Source organism: Geobacillus sp. GHH01, assembly GCF_000336445.1.
Classification (GTDB): Bacteria; Bacillota; Bacilli; order Bacillales; family Anoxybacillaceae; genus Geobacillus; species Geobacillus zalihae.
On the sequence record NC_020210.1, the window covers coordinates 1,843,112 to 1,862,718 of the forward strand.

At 55.6% G+C, this 19,607-nt stretch carries 11 protein-coding genes and 1 pseudogene; 3 read left to right on the forward strand and 9 right to left on the reverse strand.

Annotated features, from left to right (window positions below; genetic code table 11):
- Positions 1-30: 30 nt before the first annotated feature.
- Together GHH_RS09155 and GHH_RS09160 are read right to left on the reverse strand one after the other, a co-directional pair.
- Positions 31-2,187, reverse strand: coding sequence for a DNA topoisomerase III (locus tag GHH_RS09155; RefSeq protein WP_015374908.1), 2,157 nt, complete (start codon positions 2,185-2,187; stop codon positions 31-33).
- 12 nt (positions 2,188-2,199) lie between these two features.
- Positions 2,200-3,090, reverse strand: coding sequence for an aldo/keto reductase family oxidoreductase (locus GHH_RS09160; RefSeq protein ID WP_015374909.1), 891 nt, complete (start codon positions 3,088-3,090; stop codon positions 2,200-2,202).
- Between the two features lie 93 nt (positions 3,091-3,183).
- Between GHH_RS09160 and pepF the strand changes: the two genes are divergently transcribed.
- Complete coding sequence (gene pepF, locus GHH_RS09165) at positions 3,184-5,040, forward strand: oligoendopeptidase F (protein WP_015374910.1); 1,857 nt, start codon at positions 3,184-3,186, stop codon at positions 5,038-5,040.
- Positions 5,041-5,184: 144 nt separating this feature from the next.
- Here pepF and GHH_RS09170 read toward each other — a convergent pair whose 3' ends face one another.
- From GHH_RS09170 to GHH_RS09200, 7 genes are all read right to left on the reverse strand, one after another.
- Entirely contained in the window at positions 5,185-6,654 is a 1,470-nt protein-coding gene (locus tag GHH_RS09170; RefSeq protein WP_015374911.1) for a nicotinate phosphoribosyltransferase, read from the reverse strand.
- 80 nt (positions 6,655-6,734) lie between these two features.
- Positions 6,735-7,286, reverse strand: a complete 552-nt coding sequence (locus GHH_RS09175; protein ID WP_015374912.1) for a cysteine hydrolase family protein — start codon at positions 7,284-7,286, stop codon at positions 6,735-6,737.
- A 166-nt stretch (positions 7,287-7,452) separates the two neighbouring features.
- Positions 7,453-8,202 (reverse strand): membrane protein insertase YidC, encoded by a 750-nt coding sequence (yidC, locus tag GHH_RS09180; RefSeq protein WP_015374913.1) that lies wholly within the window; start codon positions 8,200-8,202, stop codon positions 7,453-7,455.
- Positions 8,203-8,244: 42 nt separating this feature from the next.
- Positions 8,245-8,514 (reverse strand): hypothetical protein, encoded by a 270-nt coding sequence (locus GHH_RS09185; protein WP_015374914.1) that lies wholly within the window; start codon positions 8,512-8,514, stop codon positions 8,245-8,247.
- 81 nt (positions 8,515-8,595) lie between these two features.
- The gene (locus GHH_RS09190) at positions 8,596-12,753 is read right to left on the reverse strand and encodes a bacteriocin-processing peptidase family protein (RefSeq protein WP_015374915.1); all 4,158 of its coding nucleotides are present in this window, start codon (positions 12,751-12,753) and stop codon (positions 8,596-8,598) included.
- 143 nt (positions 12,754-12,896) lie between these two features.
- On the reverse strand, positions 12,897-13,649 hold the full coding sequence (locus GHH_RS09195) for a carboxylesterase (RefSeq protein WP_015374916.1): 753 nt from the start codon (positions 13,647-13,649) through the stop codon (positions 12,897-12,899).
- An 86-nt stretch (positions 13,650-13,735) separates the two neighbouring features.
- Positions 13,736-14,239: a metal-dependent hydrolase gene (locus GHH_RS09200; RefSeq protein WP_015374917.1), complete on the reverse strand. Its 504-nt coding sequence runs from the start codon at positions 14,237-14,239 to the stop codon at positions 13,736-13,738.
- Between the two features lie 171 nt (positions 14,240-14,410).
- On the opposite strand from GHH_RS09200, the pseudogene GHH_RS09205 reads away from it, so the two are divergent.
- Positions 14,411-18,094 (forward strand): annotated as a pseudogene (locus GHH_RS09205) (nitrate reductase subunit alpha); the annotation flags it as partial.
- Positions 18,087-19,556 carry a nitrate reductase subunit beta gene (gene narH, locus GHH_RS09210; protein ID WP_041470491.1) on the forward strand — a complete coding sequence of 490 codons (1,470 nt, stop codon included), beginning with the start codon at positions 18,087-18,089 and terminating at the stop codon, positions 19,554-19,556. The pseudogene GHH_RS09205 and the gene narH, both read left to right, overlap by 8 nt.
- Positions 19,557-19,607: the final 51 nt, after the last annotated feature.

Sequence of the window (19,607 nt, forward strand, 5' to 3'; positions counted from 1 at the left end):
CCTCCCATCCCCCAACGCCTGTTGCCTTCGTCACCACTTCGGAAACTGAAACGACAATTTCTTCTCGTTTTCATCCCAAACGAGTATGGCGTCAAACGTTTTCCCGCCTTTTTTAAACCCTTTTATGACATTTGTTTTCCCTTGCGCCAGCAGCTTTTTCACATTCGCCGCCGAAATCGATTTGCCGAGAATGCGTTTGGAGATCGTAAACGAGCATTTTGTTTTCGCGTACTGGTCGCAACCGTACAACGTTCCTTTGTCGATGACGGTCCCGCCGCAAAGCGGGCACGGCCCAAGCTTCTCGCCCATCGTTTTTTTCTTCCTTGTCCGCTGGATCGAGGCGGTGTCAACCCCTCTGAAATTCCAATTCGGCGCGGCGGCGATGGCGTCAGCGACCACTTTTTGCGCCAACTTTTTCACCTGTTCCATAAAGGCGGCGGGCGAGGCGCTCCCTTCGCCGATTTCGCTTAAGCGCTGCTCCCATTTCGCCGTCATTTCCGGCGAGGCGAGGATCGTGCCGCCAAGCGCCTCGATCAACACTTTCGCCTTGTCGGTCGCGTACACGAGGTTCTTTTTCACTTCAATATACTTCCGCTCTTTCAGCATGGTAATGATCGCCGCCCTTGTTGCTTCCGTGCCAAGCCCTTCCGTTTTGGCGAGCACTTTTTCCAGTTCCTCATCGTCCAAAAATTTTCCCGCCGTTTTCATCAAGGTGATGAGTTCGCCTTCTGTATACCGTTTCGGCGGCTCGGTCTTCCCTTCTTTCACCTTTACAGCGGCCGCTTTCCCCGCCTCCCCTCGCTCAAGGGGAGGCAGCGCAGCATCTTTCTCCTCCTCATGCGGGCGGATGACCGCGCGCCATCCTTCCTCGACGACCTGCCTTCCTTTCGAAACGAAGCGAGCCCGACCGTCAACGAGCGTCGTGACGGTCGTATAATCGATGACCGCCGCCTGGTGGTGGGCGGCAATCAAGCGGCGGACGACCAAATCATACACCTTCCGCTCGTCGTCCGACAGCTTCTCCGGGGCAACAACTTGTTCAGTCGGGATGATCGCGTAGTGGTCGGTGACTTTTTTCTCGTTTACATAACGCTTATTCTGTAAAATCGACGGCTGCGGCAGCGGAAAATACGGCGCGTACGCTGGAAACGATGACAACTTTTGCAAAATGGCAGGGAACGTTTCCGCTTCCCCTTTCGTCACATGCATCGAATCGGAACGCGGGTACGAAACGATCCCTTTTTGGTAGAGCGATTGCAGCACATCAAGCGTCTTTTTCGGCGAGAAGCGGTACAGCTTGTTCGCTGTCGCCTGCAGCGTCGATAAGTTGAACAACAGGGGCGGCTGATACGTTTTCCGCTCCGTGCGGACGTCGGCGACTTCCGCTCGTTTTCCTTGGCAAAAGGCAGCGATCTTTTTCGCCATCTCCTCGTCCTTGAGGCGCGTTTGGCCGTTTTCATCCTTCCATTTTCCTTCATAGCGCTTATCGCCGATGACAAACGAAGCGACGACTTCCCAAAACGATTCAGGGCGGAACTGCTCAATTTCCCGTTCACGCCGGACGATCAGCGCCAATGTCGGCGTCTGCACGCGTCCGACGGAAAACACATCATTCATCCCGCGCTCTTTCAGCAAGAGGCTGTACACGCGCGAGGCGTTCATGCCGACGAGCCAATCAGCGCAGGCGCGGGCGTACGCTTCCTCATAGAGCGGGCGCGTCGTCTGCTCATCAAGCAAACGGCGGAACCCTTCCTCAATCGCCTTCGGGGTCAATGATGACAGCCAAAGCCGCTTGATCGGCTTGTTGACGCCGCTCATGCGGATGATGTTGCGCACAATGAGCTCCCCTTCGCGCCCCGCGTCGCCAGCGTGAATGATTTCCGTCACTTCCGGCTTTCGCAACAGTTCCTTGACCACTTGAAACTGTTTCGCCTTCGCTTTTTCGATCTCATACTCGAACCGTTCCGGGATGATCGGCAACGTGTTGAGCGTCCACCGTTTCCACTCGGGGCGGTACCGCTCAGGAGCTGCGAGTTGGAACAAATGCCCGATCGCCCATGTCATATACGCCCCGTCGGGAAACAAGTCATTCGGCAAAATTTCGATATAGCCTTGCCGTTTTTTCGTCCGAAAAATCGAGGCGAGCGTCGCCCCTTGGTCCGGCTTTTCCGCAATAATGACTTTCATCGTCCTTTCCCCTTACGGCACATCATGCCCCATGGAGCTTTGCAAAATGGGGAACCATTGCTCGCGGGAAAGCGACAAAGACAGCGCCCGCACCGCCCGCTCGATGCGTTCTTGTTTCCCCGAGCCGACAATCGGCATCATCCGCGCTGGATGAACGAGGAGCCACGCGTACAGCACTTCGTCGATCGTCTCAGCGCCCACCTCACCCCGCACTTGTTCAAGCGTCCCGCGCAGCCGCACCGCCCGGTCATCGTCAGCGGAAAAAATCGCTCCACCGGCGAGCGGCGACCATACCATTGGCGGAACGCGCTTCTCAAGGCAAAGGTCAACTGTGCCGTCTTCAAGATTTTCCAACCGATACGCCGATACTTCGATTTGGTTGGTCACGAGCGGAAACGGCAAATACGACTGAAGCATTTCCCACTGCGAACGTTTAAAGTTCGAGACGCCGAAATAGCGCACTTTTCCGTCCTGTTTCAGCTGGCAAAACGCCTCGGCCACCTCTTCTGGATTCATGAACGGATCCGGACGGTGAATGAGCAAGACATCGATATAATCCGTGCGGAAATTGGCGAGCGACTGCTCGACCGAGGCGATGATATGGGTTTTGCTTGTATCATATAATTTCATCCCGTATTTTGGCGGCCGCTTGATGCCGCATTTCGTCACAATCTCGATCTGACCGCGCAAGCTTGGCTTTAACGCCAGCGCTTCGCCAAAGCGCGATTCACACGTGTAGTCGCCGTAAATATCAGCATGGTCAAACGTCGTAATGCCGCGCTCAAGACAAAATTCAATGAGCCCGAGCAGCTGCTCGCGCGAATAGCCCCAGTCCGCAAGCCGACAACAGCCGTGAATGAGGCGGGAAAAAGTCAAATCGTCCGCTAAACGGATTCGTTCCATTGATCGTCTCCCTTTCTTTTTTTGGTTTTGGCTAAAATCGTTCCGCTTGCGCATACTACCAACAAGAGGAAAAAACGGAAAGGACGTGATGATATGAAGCGCTGGCTTCTTGGGCTCGCCGCCGTGCTTCTTTTGGCCTCCCCATGGCCGACATCAGCCGCCGAAACTGCATACGAATGGAATGTGGCCGACATTTACCCATCCGAACACGAATGGATGCGCGACTACAAGACGGTGAAAAACGCCTTGCCGAAACTGGCGGCGTTTGAAGGGAAGCTTGACGATGCGAAGACGATCGCCAAACTGTTCGCCCTAAACGAACAAACGGCCCGCAAGCTCGAAAAACTGTCGCTTTACGCCCATTTAAAACGCGATATCAACATTGAAGATGAAACGGCGGCCCGGCTCGGGGCAAAAGTGGAAGCGCTCGCCGCCCAATATGCGGCGAAAACAGCGTTTATCGAGCCGGAACTGCTCGCCCTCCCAGAGCAGACGCTCAGGAAGCTCCAAAAAAGCAAACCGCTGAAAGCGTACCGCTATTACTTCCATGAGTTGCGTGAGCAAAAGCCGCATACGCTCACGAAACGCGAAGAACAGCTGCTCGCGAAACTATCGCCGGCGCTCGGCGAAGCGGAGAACATTTATGACCACGCCGCCCGCGGCGATTACGAGCCGCCATCTGTCAAGATGCCGAACGGAAAGACAGTGACATTGACCGACGACCAATACGCCGCCATGCTCGAGCACCCGGACCGCCGCTATCGAAAGGCGGCGTTTGAAGCGAAAGCCAAAAGTTATGAAGCCATGGAACAAACCGCAGCCGCGACGCTGTATGCCTCGGTCAAAGCGGATGAATTGTATGCGAACGTGCGCCGCTATCCATCCGGCCTTGCCGCCGCGCTAGCCGCCGATGACGTACCAAAGGAAGTGTTCGATCACTTGATCGCCGCCACTCGCCGCCACTTGCCGGCGCTTCACCGCTATGTCGAACTGCGGCGGCGCGCGCTCGGGCTTGACCGCGTCCATAGCTATGACTTGTACGTGCCGCTCGTCGGCGAAACAATGAAACCGATTCCGGTCGAAACGGCGAAGACGCTCATAGTGGAAGGACTCAAGCCGCTCGGCGCCGACTATATCAAACAGGTGCACCGAGCGTTTCAAGAACGATGGCTTGATGTCTTCCCGCGTCCGAAAAAATATACCGGCGGCTACAACACGGGAGCGTATGACACCCATCCGTTCATCTTGCTCAATTACAACGGTTCGCTCGACAGCGTATTGACGATGGCTCACGAGCTTGGGCACGCCATGCATTCCGTATACACGAACCGCGCGCAGCCGTACCATTATTCCGGTCATTCGATTTTCACCGCCGAAGTCGCCTCGACCGCGAACGAATGGCTCATGCTCGATTATTTGTACAAACAGGCGAAAACAAAAGAAGAAAAACTCCGCCTGCTCATCGAACAAATCGAGCAAATCCGCGGCACGTTGTACACGCAAGTGATGTATTCCGAATTTGAACGGATGATTCATGACAAAGTGCGCCAAGGCGGCAGTCTGACAGCGGACGAACTGAACCATCTTTGGCTTGGCCTGCTCAAAACGTATTACGGCCCGGCGTACGCCGCCGATCCCGGCGCCGCGCACGGCTGGCTGCGCATCCCGCATTTTTATGACGCCTTTTATGTATACAAATATGCCACTTCGCTCGCGGCGTCGTACACCATTGTGAGCGACATCCAAACCGATACAAGCGGCAAGGCGGTGAAGCGGTACAAACAATTTTTGCGCTCCGGCGCATCCGATGATCCGATCCGTCTGCTCAAGCGAGCCGGAGTGGATATGACAAGCCCCGAACCGATCGAGCTGGTCTTAGGTCATTTCGCCGAACTCGTTGACGAACTCGATCGACAGCTGCCAAGCCAAAACCGTCAGCGGTCTACATGAAAGAGGTGTCCCGCGCCGTTCGGGACACCTTTGTTATTGCGGCGGAAAAAAGAATATCGCTTTGCGCTGCAACGCGCCGGACCGGTTAAGGCGGTCGATCGCGCGCAAAGCGACACCATGCGCTTGCCCCGCAGCCAAGGCGGTTTATTCACTTAAAGATGCACCTGCAATTTTTTCTTTCACCTTGCGGATGTTTTCCATCTTATTGTCCCAGCACGCTTGGCTCAAATCGACGGGATATTGCTCGGGATTGAGCGTCCGTTTGTACTCCTCCCAAAACAAGCGCAAGCTTTCTTTCGCATACGCTTGAATGTCCGGAAGCGGGGGCGACGTATACACGAGCCGGCCGTTGTCGAAGATCGTCACATGCAAATCACGCGCTTCGAAATTGGTGACGAATTTGCTGATGAACGTGTACACCGGATGGAACATTTTCAGCCGCTCTTCTTGCTGCGGGTTTTCGCTCTCTAAGGCGATGTAGTCGCCTTCCGCTTTATGGTTGATTTTGTTGACGATGCGGTACACCCGCTTCAGCCCCGGCGTCGTCACTTTCTCTGGATTGCCGCTGATTTTGATTGTATCGACCATCTCACCGCGTTCGTTTTCAATCGCCACCATTTTGTACACGGCGCCGAGCGCTGGCTGATCGTACGCCGTAATGAGCTTTGTGCCGATCCCCCACACATCGATTTTCGCCCCTTGCGACTTCAAGTTTAAAATCGTATCTTCGTCCAAATCGTTTGAGGCGAAAATTTTCGCGTTCGGAAATCCGGCTTCATCGAGCATTTTCCGCGCTTCTTTCGACAAATAGGCCAAATCGCCGCTGTCGATGCGGATGCCGATAAAGTTGATTTGGTCGCCCAGCTCCTTCGCGACGCGAATGGCGTTTGGCACCCCCGACTTCAACGTATCGTACGTATCGACAAGAAAGACACAGTCTTTATGGCGGCGTGCATACTTCAAAAAGGCCGTGTATTCATCCTGATACGCTTGAATCATTGAATGGGCGTGCGTTCCGGCGACCGGAATGCCAAACAGCTTCCCGGCACGCACGTTTGATGTCGCCTCAATCCCGCCGATATACGCTGCGCGCGCGCCCCAAAGCGCCGCATCCATCTCCTGCGCCCGCCGGCTGCCGAACTCCAAGGCCGGCTCATCCCCGAGAATATGCTTAATGCGCGACGCTTTCGTGGCGATGAGCGTCTGAAAATTGATGATGTTTAAAATGGCGGTTTCAATGAGCTGCGCCTCCGCAAGCGGCGCCTCAATGCGCATAATCGGCTCGTTGGCAAACACCACTTCCCCTTCGCGCATCGAACGGACCGTGCCGGTGAAGCGAAGCGTCCGCAAATAGTCTAAAAAGTCATCACGGTAGCCAAGCTCTTGGCGCAAATAGTCGATGTCGCTGTCAGAAAATCGGAACTGCTGCAAAAACTGAATGACGCGCTCCAACCCAGCGAACACCGCATAGCCGTTGCCAAACGGCAGCTTGCGGAAAAACACTTCAAACACAGCGCGGCGCTCATGCATACGATCTTCCCAATACGTCTCGACCATATTGATTTGATATAAGTCCGTATGAAGCATCAAACTGTCATCAGCATATGTCTTCATGAATTGCTACCTCCAACACACGAATGACGGCGCCGCCGAATAAAACAATGTTCATCGTCTATTCTATCACGTTTTCTCCATTATTCCACTATTTCCGCGCCTAGCGTATGGCGAAAATGGCGGAGCGCCCATTCGTGTCCCGCCGCGTCGAAGCTCGCCACCGCCCGCCGGTGGACGACGATGCGAAATCCTTTGTTGTACGCATCGACCGCCGTATGAAGAACGCAAATATCGGTGCAGCAGCCGACCAAATGCACTTCCGTGATGCCTCTTTCGCGCAATTTCAGCTCCAAATCCGTTCCGGCGAACGCGCTGTAGCGCGTTTTGTCCATCCAATACACATTGTTTTTATGCTTGTTCCCCTGATACACCGCCTCGAGCTCCCCGTACAGCTTTCGCCCCTCCGTCCCTTCAATGTTATGCGGCGGAAACAACTTCGTTTCCGGATGATAGTCGTCTCCCGCCACATGCTTGTCAATGGCAAAGACGACAAAATCACCGTTGTCAATAAACTGTTTCGTCACCCGCACGAGCTCTTTTTCAATCGCCTGCCCCGGTTTCCCGCATGTAAGCGCGCCATGATCGGCGATGAAATCGACGGTGTAGTCGATGTTAATAAGCGCTTTGTTCATTCCCGTTCACTCCTTTTCCTCTTCCTGCATGGTCGGGTTGCTGTTTTTTCATCCCGCCTACATCTTGTTGGGCTTTTCTACCATTATACCATAGCAATATGGACAGCAGACAAGACAACAAATCCCCTGCCTGCTTTGAAGCAGACAGGGGATTGTCGAAGTCGTTTTAGCTGTTTTCCGCCGCTTTGGCCGCTTTCATTTGAGCACGCAAAATGAGCGACTGGATGATCGAGAAGCAGCCGCCGACGACCCAATAGAGCGACAGCGCCGATGGAACGGAGCTGGCGCCGATAAAAATCATGACCGGCATGATGTACGACATCATCGCCATTTGCGGCATTTGTTCTTCAGCCATCGACGGCGACAGGCGGAGCGAGATGAACGTCGTCAACGCCGCTAAAACGGGCAAAATGAAATACGGATCGCGATGGCCGAGCTCGACCCATAAGAACGAATGCGTTTTAATTTCTTGCGTCCGCGAAATCGCGTAATACAGCGCCATAAAAATCGGCATTTGAATGAGCACCGGCAGGCAGCCGCTCGCCGGGTTGACGCCGTGCTTTTGATACAGCTGCATCATTTCTTGCTGGAGCTTGCGCTGCGTTTCCGGGTCTTTGCTTTTATATTTTTCTTGCAGCTTCATAAGCTCCGGGCGCAGTTTTTGCATGGCGATCGATGCGCGGAACTGCTTCAAAATGAGCGGCAGCAAGCAAAAGCGGACGATGAGCGTCAGCACGATAATGGCGATGCCGTAATTGTCGCCAAACCAGTGCCCAAGCGTCAAAAGAAGCTTCGACATTGGATAGACAAAATAATGGTTCCAAATGCCTTGGCTATGTTCGTCGATCGGTTCGTTGCGGTTGCAGCCGGCAAGAAGCAAAACGGCGCCAAGCAGCACCAATACCCATTTTTTCATGAAAAGCCCTCCTTCAATATCATGTTGCAAAATCATGCCGTTTCAACATAAAGGAAAGGGCCTTCCATCCTCATCCGTTCGGCTTGTCCGTTCCCGAACGGGAATTTTCCGCCGTTGCGGCAAAAACAGCGGGCGCCATGGAAGCGCCGCCCGTTCGGCGCCTCCCTCTGCTTCATGCTCGCGAACCGCGGCCAACGCCGGTTCATAAAACAGCGAACCTGCCATCCGGCGCGCGCTCGTATGTCCTTTCATGATGATCCATAGCGCGCCGACAAGCGACATATACACAAGCAAATCAATAGGCGCTTCCATGCGTCCACTTCCCTTTCGCCTGTCGATTGTTCTCTTTCCATACAATAGCAAACTTTCAACCGAAAGAAAAGCAACAATTGATCACATCCGCTCCAAGCGGTGAAATGCCGGCTCGTCGGCTGCCAAGACGGCCAGCTCCCCGCTTTCATCGGCCGCCAGCGCCGCCCGAAGCTCTTCTTTCGCCTCATCGAAGCGTCCAAGCAACGCGAGATAGCGGGCTCGTTCGTAGCGAAGCCGGGCATCGTTGGCCATATGGACGCACCGCTCGATGGCCGCGAGCGCTTGATCGATGCGCCCCGCTTCTTCATAAACAGCCGCAAGCTGCATATGGAACTCTTCATCCTCAGGATACCAATCGGCATAGCGCTCCCAAAGCGCCGCCGCTTCTTGATAGCGGCCCGTTTCCATATAATGCTCGCCAAGCAACATGAGCGCCTCACGGGCGAGCGGTTCTTCCGCCACAATCTCCTCGAGCTGCCGCTTGGCTTTCTCGCGCTGTCCTTCTTGAAGCCAAACGACCGCCTGCAGCACGCGCAGGTCGACATCATCCGGGTCATCAGCCAGCAGCCGCTCCAGCCAGCGCTTCGCTTCCTCGCGTTTTCTTTCCTCATCGGCGGCCAATAAATATTCCACAAATTCTTGCGCCAAAGACGGATCCCAAACGCGGGCGAGCGCTTTGCGCCACGTTTTCACGGCATCGCTGTCCAATTCGAGCGCGGCATATAAGCGGGCGAGCCGCCTGTAGGCTTCCGCATCGCTGCGGTTGAGGCGAATCGCTTCGTCGTAGAAATCGGTCACAATCGAAAACAAGACAACGGTGCCGACCCATTCTTTCGCTTTTGTCCACCATCGCACCGGTTCGTCATGCTCCCCCTGCTCCTCGCCAAAATACGGGAAAAGAGCCGAGGCGGTGTTCCGATACATCACGCTTTTCGCCTCGCGGCTTGCCTTCAGCCGCTCGAGTCGATGGCGCAGCTTCCCTAAGCCGCGCATCGTTTTCGGAAAGAGAGCCACATACAACGGGTACAACGATTCATCGTCCGGATGGCGCACCATCAACTGTTCGAGCAGTTTCGCCGCCTCTTTTTGGCTTCCTTCCGCGATCAGCACCATCGCCCAATGGCGGAGCACTTCAGGATGGTCCGGGTCAAGAGCAAGCGCCTTCTCGACCGCCGCCTTTTCTTGATCGCGGCGTCCGAGCGCTCCATAGACATATCCAAGACTGTCGTAATACCACGCCTCCCCTGCATGCGGACGGGCATCAGCCAAAGCGCGGAGAAGCGCTGAAGGCTCCGCAATCGCGGCAAGCTGCTCCATATCGACACGCTTCGGGGCAAGGCGGACCGCCTGAAGCAAATGCGTATGCTGCCGCTCTTCGTTTCCTTCTGCCTCATAGAGCGCAGCTAAGCGAAAATGGCAAAGGACAAACGATGGATCGGCTTTGAGACACGTCTCATACTGTTGTTTCGCCTCTTCGTGGCGTCCAAGTGAGGCGCACAGCTCCGCGAGCCGAAAGCGGGAAAGCGCATGGCCCATGGCGGCAGCTTCGCGGTACAAATCCATAGCCTTCGACGGCCGTCCTTGCCGTTCATAAAGGGCGCCGAGAGCGGAATGGGCCGAAACGAGTGTCGGGCGAGCTGAGACAAGCTGCTCTAAAAACGCCCGGCCGCGTTCCTCTAAAGACGGCGTTGCCAGCTGATCAAGGTAAAACTCGTACGCTTCTTCCGCCTCAAACTCAGCCAGACGCAACCCTTCTTCCAACCACGACAGCGCCGTCTCGCGTCCTTCCCCCTCATCAGCGAAACCGTGGGCGATGAGCCATTTGCCTGCATTGAGCCAATATTCGCTGTTGTTGGCAAAACGGGCGCGCTGCTCGATCACATATCGACGCGCTTCATCCATATCCCCGCGTTCTGCAAGGGCGGCCGCCAAGCCGAGATGGGCGAACACGTCATCGCGGTCATGACGGACCGCCTCTTCGTAGCACGAAACCGCTTGTTCCGCCTCTCCTTCCTCCATATAGAGATCGCCAAGGCGGACGTAAAGCGGCGCCAACCGCCAGGCGGCCGCCAATCCCTCTTCCAGCACCATTTTCGCTTTTTCTCGATCGCCGTCGTCATCATACAAGTCAGCCAACATCAAATACGGGTGCGGTTCCTGCGGGTCGAGCGCTTTCGCGACGCAAAAGCCGCGTTCCGCCTTGCGCCGGCGGCCGAGCTCCATGTCGCAGCGGGCCCGCTCATACCAAAGCTGGGCATCCCGCCGTTCGCGGCGCACAAGGCGGTCAAACCAGGCGCGCGCTTCGGCGAACCGCTTCGCGTGGAACAACAGCACACCGTGGTTTGTTTCGATAAACAAATCCCCCGGATACAGGCTGACTGCCACGCGCGAAGAGATGAGCCCTTTTTCGATATGACCGGCGTACGCCGAGGCGAGCCCGAAATAGCTCCACACTTCCGGCTGATCTGGGTCCAACTGGAGCGAGGTGCGAAAATAGCGTGCCGCCTCTTCGTAGCGGCTGGCAAAAAAGGCAATGCGGCCGCGCAAATAATGGTAGAGCGGGCTTTGCGCCTTTCCTTTCACCCGTTTGAGAACGTCTTCGGCCTTCTCCATTTCTTGCGTGTAGACGTACGCTTTCGCCGCCATCAGCAGCAAGTCGTTATGTTCGGGATACTCGCTCAAGACGCGCCCGGTGTAATCCAACACAAGCGGCTTCGCCTCATCGCTGCTAAAATGCTTCATGACATACAGCCATGTGTACGGGATGTGCTCATGCTGGCGCAAAAAGGCGACAAACACGGCGAAATGCGCCTGCTCGTCCTCATCCATCTTTTCGGCCAACGCATGCAATTCGCGGAAATAGCGGTCTTCCTCTTCGGGGAGCTCGGCGGCGAGCGCCGCTTTTTCCCGGGGAAGCGCCACAATCGACAAATAATGCGTCCCTGCATACCATTTGGCAAGCTCGTCCTCGGAAACGACAAACGGATCAAACAGATTCGGGTCTTGCACATAAAACGCCTCGAGCCGTTCGTCATAGCCAAACAGCACTTGGACGTGTGATGACTGTTCGTAATCGACGCTCAACAGCACCGGAACGCCCTCATCAATGAGCCGCTTCCAGCGCGGCAGCGTGCCGATGAAAAAGCGGCAAACAAACCCGAGTTGTTCCAAATAATGAACCGTCGTCGACAACTTTGAGCCGCGCACATCAAAAATATGCCGAGCCACCTCATCTTGCGTCCGCGGAGCGCCAAGCAAACGAAGCATCATTTCCAGGCTCGCCGGCACGCAATAGTTATGCTTTTGCACGACCGGCACAAGCGGCAGCGCAACCGCCCGCTCCCCTTGCCGCCCAAGCGCGCGGGCGTACGGCGTTTTTTCAAGCTGCGGCTCCGCTTTCACAAGCGATTCAAGCTTCTCCCATTCGTCAAGCTGGTAATACAGTTCGGCGCGCAAATGGGCGAAATAACGGCGATGCATATGAAGCGGATTCAGGCGGTCAAGTTCATCCATCGCCGCGAGCGCCTCGCGGTAGGCACGCACATCGCGCAAGCGGCGCACGCGCTCAGCGTAAAACGCCAGCACTTGCGGAAAACGTTGCCCTCCTTCCTCCAGAACGGCAAGCGCCTCGTGGTGGCGGCCGTCAAGCGCGTACAAATCGGCAAGAAGCAAATAGCACATGTCGCCGCGCTCCGGGTCGTCCAACCCAGCCCGGATCGCTTGTTCCGCTCGCTTCCGGTCGCCGGTTTCGATATAAAAATAGCCCCACTTGTCATGCATCGGCACCGTCTCATAGCGGGCAACCACATCCATCCATTCCCGCGCCTCATCGATCCGCTGCATATCCAATAAAGCGCGCACCAACGCAAACGCCGCCCGGGCGATCGCTTCCCTCGGCTCCTCCACCCGGCCTTCGAGCGCTTCTGTAAGACGCGGGGTGAGCGCCTCTTCCACATCGAGCGGCCGGCGGTTCTCGAGCCACTCATCGCACACCCAAGCGAGCGTCTGCAGCGTGTTGAACTTCCGATGGGCGTACCGAGCGACAAGCCCGCTATGCCGGTACATGAGCGCGTAATCGAACAGGCGGATGAGCGTCCGAAACGGTTCGATCTCGTCCCACGAAGCCATGAGCGGCCGCCACTCGAATAATCCTACGTTTTCCAAATACGGTTTTACTTTGTTTAGAGCCTCTATTATTCTCTTTTCTTGAATAAGCAACGAAATTTGTTCCATCATCATGCAACTGAAAGCTCCTTTATCATTTTCACTATCATTAGTTTAGAACAAGCCGTCGAAAACAGCCACCTATTTTTTTAGAAAAATAACGACAACAAAAATTGCCCTGCCCTGTTTTGACAGGACAAGGCTCAGAACAGACGCACTCAATCCGCATGCTTAGCGAAAAATTCCAGCGATCGTTCGATAATCGTCGTTTGGTCGTAATCAAGTGTCGCAACATGATAGCTGTTTTTCAGCCGAACGATCTCTTTGTCTGACGAGTGGACGCCGCGAAAAATGATGTCCGCGTTCTCAGGCGGCACGACATGGTCTTCGTTCGAGACGAAAATTAAAATCGGGCATGTCACACGTTCCAGTTCGCCTTTCACTTGCTCCATCAGCCTAGCCAGCTGAAGAAGCGAAGCCGTCGGCGTTTTCTCGTACGCCAGCTCTTTCACATCCGGATTTTTCAAATCCGAACCGATCGAATCCAGATACCTCGGCAGCTCACCCCCGGCCGCCATCCCAGCGCGAATGGCCGGAATGTCAATCGCCGCATTGATCAAGACGATGCCGCGGATGGACGGGTAACGTTCCGCCATATAAAGCGTCAGCGTCCCACCCATGGACAGACCGGTGACAAAAATGGTTTGGCATCGTTTTTTCAGCCATTCATATCCTTCTTCGACCGAGGCGATCCAGTCGTGGAACGTCGTCCGCTCCATGTCTTCATAATGCGTTCCGTGCCCTTTTAAGCGCGGCAGGCAGACCGTGTAGCCGGCTTTCGCATACGCCTCAGCGAGCGGGCGCATGCTGTGGGGCGTGCCGGTGAACCCGTGCACGAGCAGCACCCCGGCCGGCCCGTTTTCGGCATAAAACGGCTCGGCGCCAGGGAGCACCGGGTATTGTTCGCTCATCTTCCTCTCCCCCTTATCTAGTCAATTCGTTTCTTTCACCATATTCGCCGCCGCGCCTCTTTTTTCCTTTTTTTTATCGGGCGCCGTTACCACATCGACAACCATGACCGCCACCATTCGTGAAACAAGCCGTTGAATCCAAAATAAACGAACCCGATCCAAGCAACGCCAACTAATGCTTTTTCCACCCCTTTTCCCGTCCGATAGAGCGGCACTTTCCACCGCTTGGACGAAAACGGCCAAAACAGCGGCACTCCCTGGACGGAAAAAAAGTCTTCCACAATGTGAAACAAGTAGCCGAGCACGAGCCCCGCGGCAAACGGCGACGCCGAATCTCGCCAGACGAGGGCGGCAAGCACCCCCCAGACGATGAGCGAATGCGTCATGCCGCGATGGCCGAACGCTTCTTTCACTTTGCCGGCGACGCCGAACGAACGGCGGCCGACGTATGACGACGGCTCGTCAATATCAGGAAGAAGGCTGCCGATGACAAGCCCCGCCGTATAGGCGGCGGTAAACGGCAGCTTTGTATGCGCGGCCGCCGCCGCGCCGAGGCATAATGTGGCAATGACATGGCTGGAGTATCGCAACGAAATCCCCTCAAACTTTTATCGTTTTCCCCATTATACCACAGAAAAGAATATTTGTTCGTTTCTTTGACGAATTTGTGACAATGCCGCGAAGTGTGACAAAGTTAACATCGTGTTATTGGCATCATGGTTATTGTTAAAAGTACAGAACGCGTAAAGGAGTTGAACAAAATGAAACGAAAACGATCCCCGCTTGCCAACCGTTTCAAATATATTCGGCCGATTGAGCGCCAAGCCGACGGCCACAGTGAAACAACTTACGGCGACCGCGCCTGGGAAGACGCCTACCGCCGCCGCTGGCAGCACGACAAAGTCGTCCGCTCGACTCACGGCGTCAACTGCACAGGATCGTGCAGCTGGAACATTTATGTCAAAAACGGCATCGTCACGTGGGAAGGGCAGCAGCTTGACTACCCGTCAACCGGGCCGGATATGCCGGATTTTGAACCGCGCGGCTGTCCGCGCGGCGCGAGCTTCTCATGGTACATGTACAGCCCGTTGCGCGTCAAATACCCGTACGTGCGCGGCGTTTTGCTTGACATGTGGCGCGAGGCGCTCGCGGCTCATCCGAACAATCCGCTTGAAGCGTGGAAAAGCATCGTCGAAGACCGCGAAAAAGCAAAACGCTACAAACAGGCGCGCGGAAAAGGCGGGTTTGTCCGCGTCAGCTGGGACGAAGCGTTGACGCTTGTCGCCGCTTCCTTATTGTATACGGTTGTGAAATACGGACCGGACCGCAACATCGGCTTCTCGCCGATTCCGGCGATGTCGATGGTCAGCCATGCCGCCGGATCGCGCTTCATGCAGTTGATGGGCGGGCCGATGTTAAGCTTTTACGACTGGTACGCCGACTTGCCGCCAGCCTCGCCGCAAATTTGGGGCGACCAAACGGACGTGCCGGAGTCAAGCGACTGGTACAACGCCGGCTACATCATCACCTGGGGCTCGAACGTCCCGCTCACCCGGACTCCGGACGCTCACTTTTTAGCCGAAGTGCGCTACCGCGGCACGAAAGTCGTCTCCGTCAGCCCGGATTACGCCGAGTCGACAAAATTCGCCGACGATTGGCTGTCGGTGAAACAAGGAATGGACGGCGCCTTGGCGATGGCGATGGGACATGTTATTTTAAACGAATATTATGTCAAACGGACCGTCCCGTATTTTGAACAATATGCGAAAACGTATACCGATTTTCCATTTGTCGTCACTTTAAAACAAGAGGGAGACACATGGACGGCCGGCCGCTTCTTGTTGGCGAAAGACCTTGGCAAACAAACGAACAATGCCGAATGGAAGCCGGTCATCTATGATGAAAACACCGACTCGTTTGTCGTGCCGAATGGAACGATCGGCGCCCGCTGGGAGGATAAGGGGAAATGGAACTTGCGCCTCGTCGACGAGGAAACGGGGCAGCCCATTGAACCGCGCCTGTCGTTTTTAGGCAGCGAAGATGGAATCTTCCCGATTCAGTTGCCATATTTCACGGATGACGGTGGAAAAACAATCGAGCGTGCTGTGCCGGTGAAAAAAGTGCACACCGAAGCGGGCGACGTGTATGTCACGACCGTCTATGACTTGGTTTTGGCCAACTACGGCATTGACCGCGGCATCGGCGGCACAGTCGCCCGCTCGTACGACGACGAGGTGCCGTTCACGCCAGCATGGCAAGAAGCGATCACCGGTGTCAAGCGGGATCTCGTCGTCAAAATCGCCCGCGAGTTTGCCGACAACGCGATCGACACAAACGGCCGGTCCATGATCATCGTCGGCGCCGGGATCAACCATTGGTTCAACTCCGATACGATTTACCGCGCCGTCTTGAACCTTGTCTTGTTCGTCGGCGCCCAAGGGGTGAATGGCGGCGGCTGGGCGCATTACGTCGGGCAAGAAAAACTGCGCCCAGCGGAAGGATGGCAGACAATCGCCATGGCGCGCGACTGGGTCGGACCGGCGAAATTGCAAAACGGCACGTCGTTCTTTTACTTTGCGACCGATCAATGGCGCTATGAAGAGCGGCCGGTCGACGAACTCGTCTCGCCGCTGGCCAAAAAAGCGCGCTACTTGCATCCTGGCGATTACAACGTCTTGGCCACGCGGCTCGGCTGGCTGCCGTCGTACCCGACATTTAACAAAAACGGCATCGAGCTGTACAACGAAGCCGTTCACGCCGGCGCCCGCACACCGGAAGAAATCGGCGCCTATGTCGCGAAACAGCTGAAAGAGAAAAAGCTGCAGTTTGCCATTGAAGACCCGGACGATGAGGCCAACTTCCCGCGCAACTTGATCGTCTGGCGCGCCAACTTAATTTCAAGCTCCGGCAAAGGGCACGAATATTTCTTAAAACATTTGCTTGGCACGACGAACGGCTTGTTAAACGATGACCGAGACAGCCTGCGCCCGGAAGAAATCCGCTGGCGCGACGAAGCGCCGGAAGGCAAGCTCGACTTGCTCGTCAACCTAGACTTCCGCATGGCGGGAACGGCTCTTTACTCCGATGTCGTCCTGCCGGCGGCGACCTGGTATGAAAAACATGACTTAAGCAGCACCGATATGCACCCGTTCGTCCACCCATTCAACCCGGCGGTGCCCCCGCTCTGGGAAGCGCGCTCGGACTGGGACATTTTCAAATCGCTCGCGAAAGCGGTATCCGATGTCGCGAAACAAGCCGGCTTGAAGCCAATGAAAGAAGTCGTCGCCACTCCGCTGTTGCACGATACGGCGCAAGAGCTGGCGCAGCCGTTCGGTGAAGTGAAAGACTGGAGCAAAGGCGAAACCGAACCGATTCCGGGCAAAACGATGCCGAACATTCATGTCATCGAGCGCGACTATACGCTCATTTACGATCAAATGACCGCCCTGGGTCCGAACGTCGCCCGCCAGCCGATCGGCACAAAAGGGATTGCCTGGTCGGCGAAAGACGAGTACGAACAGCTGAAACGCCGGCTTGGCACTGTCCGGCGCGCCTCGGTCGCCGATGGCTGCCCGGATATCAGCGAAGCGAAAAAAGCGGCGGAAGCGATTTTGACGCTGTCATCGACTACAAACGGAAAAATGGCGGTCAAAGCGTGGGAGGCGCTTGAGAAAAAGACGGATTTGAAATTGGCCGATTTAGCGAAAGAACGCGAGGAAGAATGCTTTACGTTTGAACAAATCACCGCCCAGCCGAAAACGGTCATCACCTCGCCGGCGTTCAGCGGCTCGGAAAAAGGCGGGCGGCGCTACTCGCCGTTTACGACGAACGTCGAACGGCTCATCCCGTGGCGGACGTTGACCGGCCGGCAGTCGTTTTACATCGATCATGAACTGATGCACGAGTTCGGCGAAACGATGGCGACGTTCAAGCCGGTGTTGCCGCACCGTCCGTTTTCAAACAAACGCCCGAAAGAAAACGGAAAGGAAGTCATCTTGAACTATTTGACGCCGCATAACAAATGGTCGATCCACAGCATGTATTTCGACTCCTTGCCGATGTTGACGCTTTTCCGCGGCGGGCCGACCGTGTGGATGAACAAAGATGATGCGGCCGAAGCCGGCATCAACGACAACGACTGGATCGAATGTTTCAACGAAAACGGCGTCGTCGTCGCCCGCGCCGTCGTCTCCCACCGGCTGCCGCGCGGCATGGCGTTTATGCACCACGCGCAAGACCGCCATATTAACGTGCCGGGCACGAAGCTGACAAACAACCGCGGCGGCACACACAACAGCCCGACGCGCATCCACGTAAAGCCGACGCATATGATCGGCGGATATGCACAGTTAAGCTACGGATTCAACTATTACGGACCGACGGGCAACCAACGCGACCTGTACGTCGTCATCCGCAAACTCGAGGAGGTTGATTGGCTTGAAGATGAAAGCGCAAGTCGGCATGGTGATGAATTTGGACAAATGCATCGGCTGCCATACGTGCAGCGTCACGTGCAAAAACACATGGACGAACCGCCCCGGCGCTGAATACATGTACTTTAACAACGTTGAAACGAAACCCGGAATCGGCTATCCGAAACAATGGGAAAACCAAGAGAAGTATAGAGGCGGCTGGGAGTTGAAAAACGGCGAACTGCGGCTCAAATCCGGCTCGAAAGCGATGAGGCTCGTCAACTTGTTCTACAATCCGTACCAGCCTACGATCGACGATTACTACGAACCGTGGAATTACGACTATGAAACGTTGACGAACAGCCCGTCAAAACAATACCAGCCAGTGGCGCGGCCGAAATCCAGCATCACCGGCGAATGGATGGAGCTGTCATGGGGGCCGAACTGGGAAGACGACCTGGCCGGCGCCCACGTCACAGGGTTGCGCGACCCGAACGTCGTCAAAATGGAGCAGTCCATTCAGGCAGAATTCGAGAACGTCTTTATGATGTACTTGCCGCGCATTTGCGAGCATTGCCTCAATCCGTCATGCGTCTCAAGCTGCCCGTCAGACGCCATGTACAAACGCGACGAGGACGGCATCGTTCTCGTCGACCAAAACGCCTGCCGCGCTTGGCGGTATTGCGTCACAAGCTGCCCGTACAAAAAAGTGTATTTCAACTGGCAAACGAACAAAGCGGAAAAATGCACGCTCTGCTTCCCGCGCATCGAAGCCGGCATGCCGACGATTTGTTCGGAAACGTGCGTCGGCCGCATTCGCTACATCGGCGTCATACTGTATGATGCGGATAAAGTCAAAGAAGCAGCGAGCGTCGAAGATGAGAAACAGCTGTACCACGCCCAGCTTGATATTTTCCTTGATCCAAACGATCCAGCCGTCGCCGCCGCCGCGAAAGAAGCCGGCATTCCGGACGAATGGATCACCGCCGCGCAGCGCTCGCCGATTTACAAAATGATCGTCGACTGGAAAATCGCCTTGCCGCTCCATCCGGAATACCGGACACTGCCGATGGTATGGTACATTCCGCCGCTTAGCCCAATCATCAATACAATCGAAGGAAAAGGAAGCAGCGCCAGCGCCAATGACATTTTCCCCGCGATTGACAACATGCGCATTCCGATCGAGTATTTGGCGAATTTGCTGACGGCGGGCGATACGGCGCACATCCGCACGACATTGAAAAAAATGGCGGCCATGCGCTCATACATGCGGGCGAAACAAACGAACAAACAGCCGGACATCCGCCTCATTGAATCGCTCGGCTTAAGCCGTGAAGACATTGAAGAGATGTACCGTTTGCTCGCGATTGCCAAATACGAAGACCGCTTCGTCATTCCAGCATCGCACCGCGAAGAAGTCGCTGACCTCTACGCCGAACAAGGCAGCTGCGGGCTTGCATTTGCCGGCGGCCCGGGCGCTTGCGGCACGCTGTAAAAGGAGAAAGAAGGCGAGCCCCGCCCCCTTCAACAATGAAATGGAGGATTT

Excerpts from the sequence above, each read along its gene's own strand:
- GHH_RS09170 (WP_015374911.1), bottom strand. The coding sequence starts at position 6,654 with ATGAAGACATATGCTGATGACAGTTTGATGCTTCATACGGACTTATAT.
- GHH_RS09175 (WP_015374912.1), bottom strand. The coding sequence starts at position 7,286 with ATGAACAAAGCGCTTATTAACATCGACTACACCGTCGATTTCATCGCC.
- pepF (WP_015374910.1), top strand. The coding sequence starts at position 3,184 with ATGAAGCGCTGGCTTCTTGGGCTCGCCGCCGTGCTTCTTTTGGCCTCC.
- yidC (WP_015374913.1), bottom strand. The coding sequence starts at position 8,202 with ATGAAAAAATGGGTATTGGTGCTGCTTGGCGCCGTTTTGCTTCTTGCC.
- GHH_RS09190 (WP_015374915.1), bottom strand. The coding sequence starts at position 12,753 with ATGATGATGGAACAAATTTCGTTGCTTATTCAAGAAAAGAGAATAATA.
- GHH_RS09160 (WP_015374909.1), bottom strand. The coding sequence starts at position 3,090 with ATGGAACGAATCCGTTTAGCGGACGATTTGACTTTTTCCCGCCTCATT.
- GHH_RS09185 (WP_015374914.1), bottom strand. The coding sequence starts at position 8,514 with ATGGAAGCGCCTATTGATTTGCTTGTGTATATGTCGCTTGTCGGCGCG.
- GHH_RS09195 (WP_015374916.1), bottom strand. The coding sequence starts at position 13,649 with ATGAGCGAACAATACCCGGTGCTCCCTGGCGCCGAGCCGTTTTATGCC.
- GHH_RS09155 (WP_015374908.1), bottom strand. The coding sequence starts at position 2,187 with ATGAAAGTCATTATTGCGGAAAAGCCGGACCAAGGGGCGACGCTCGCC.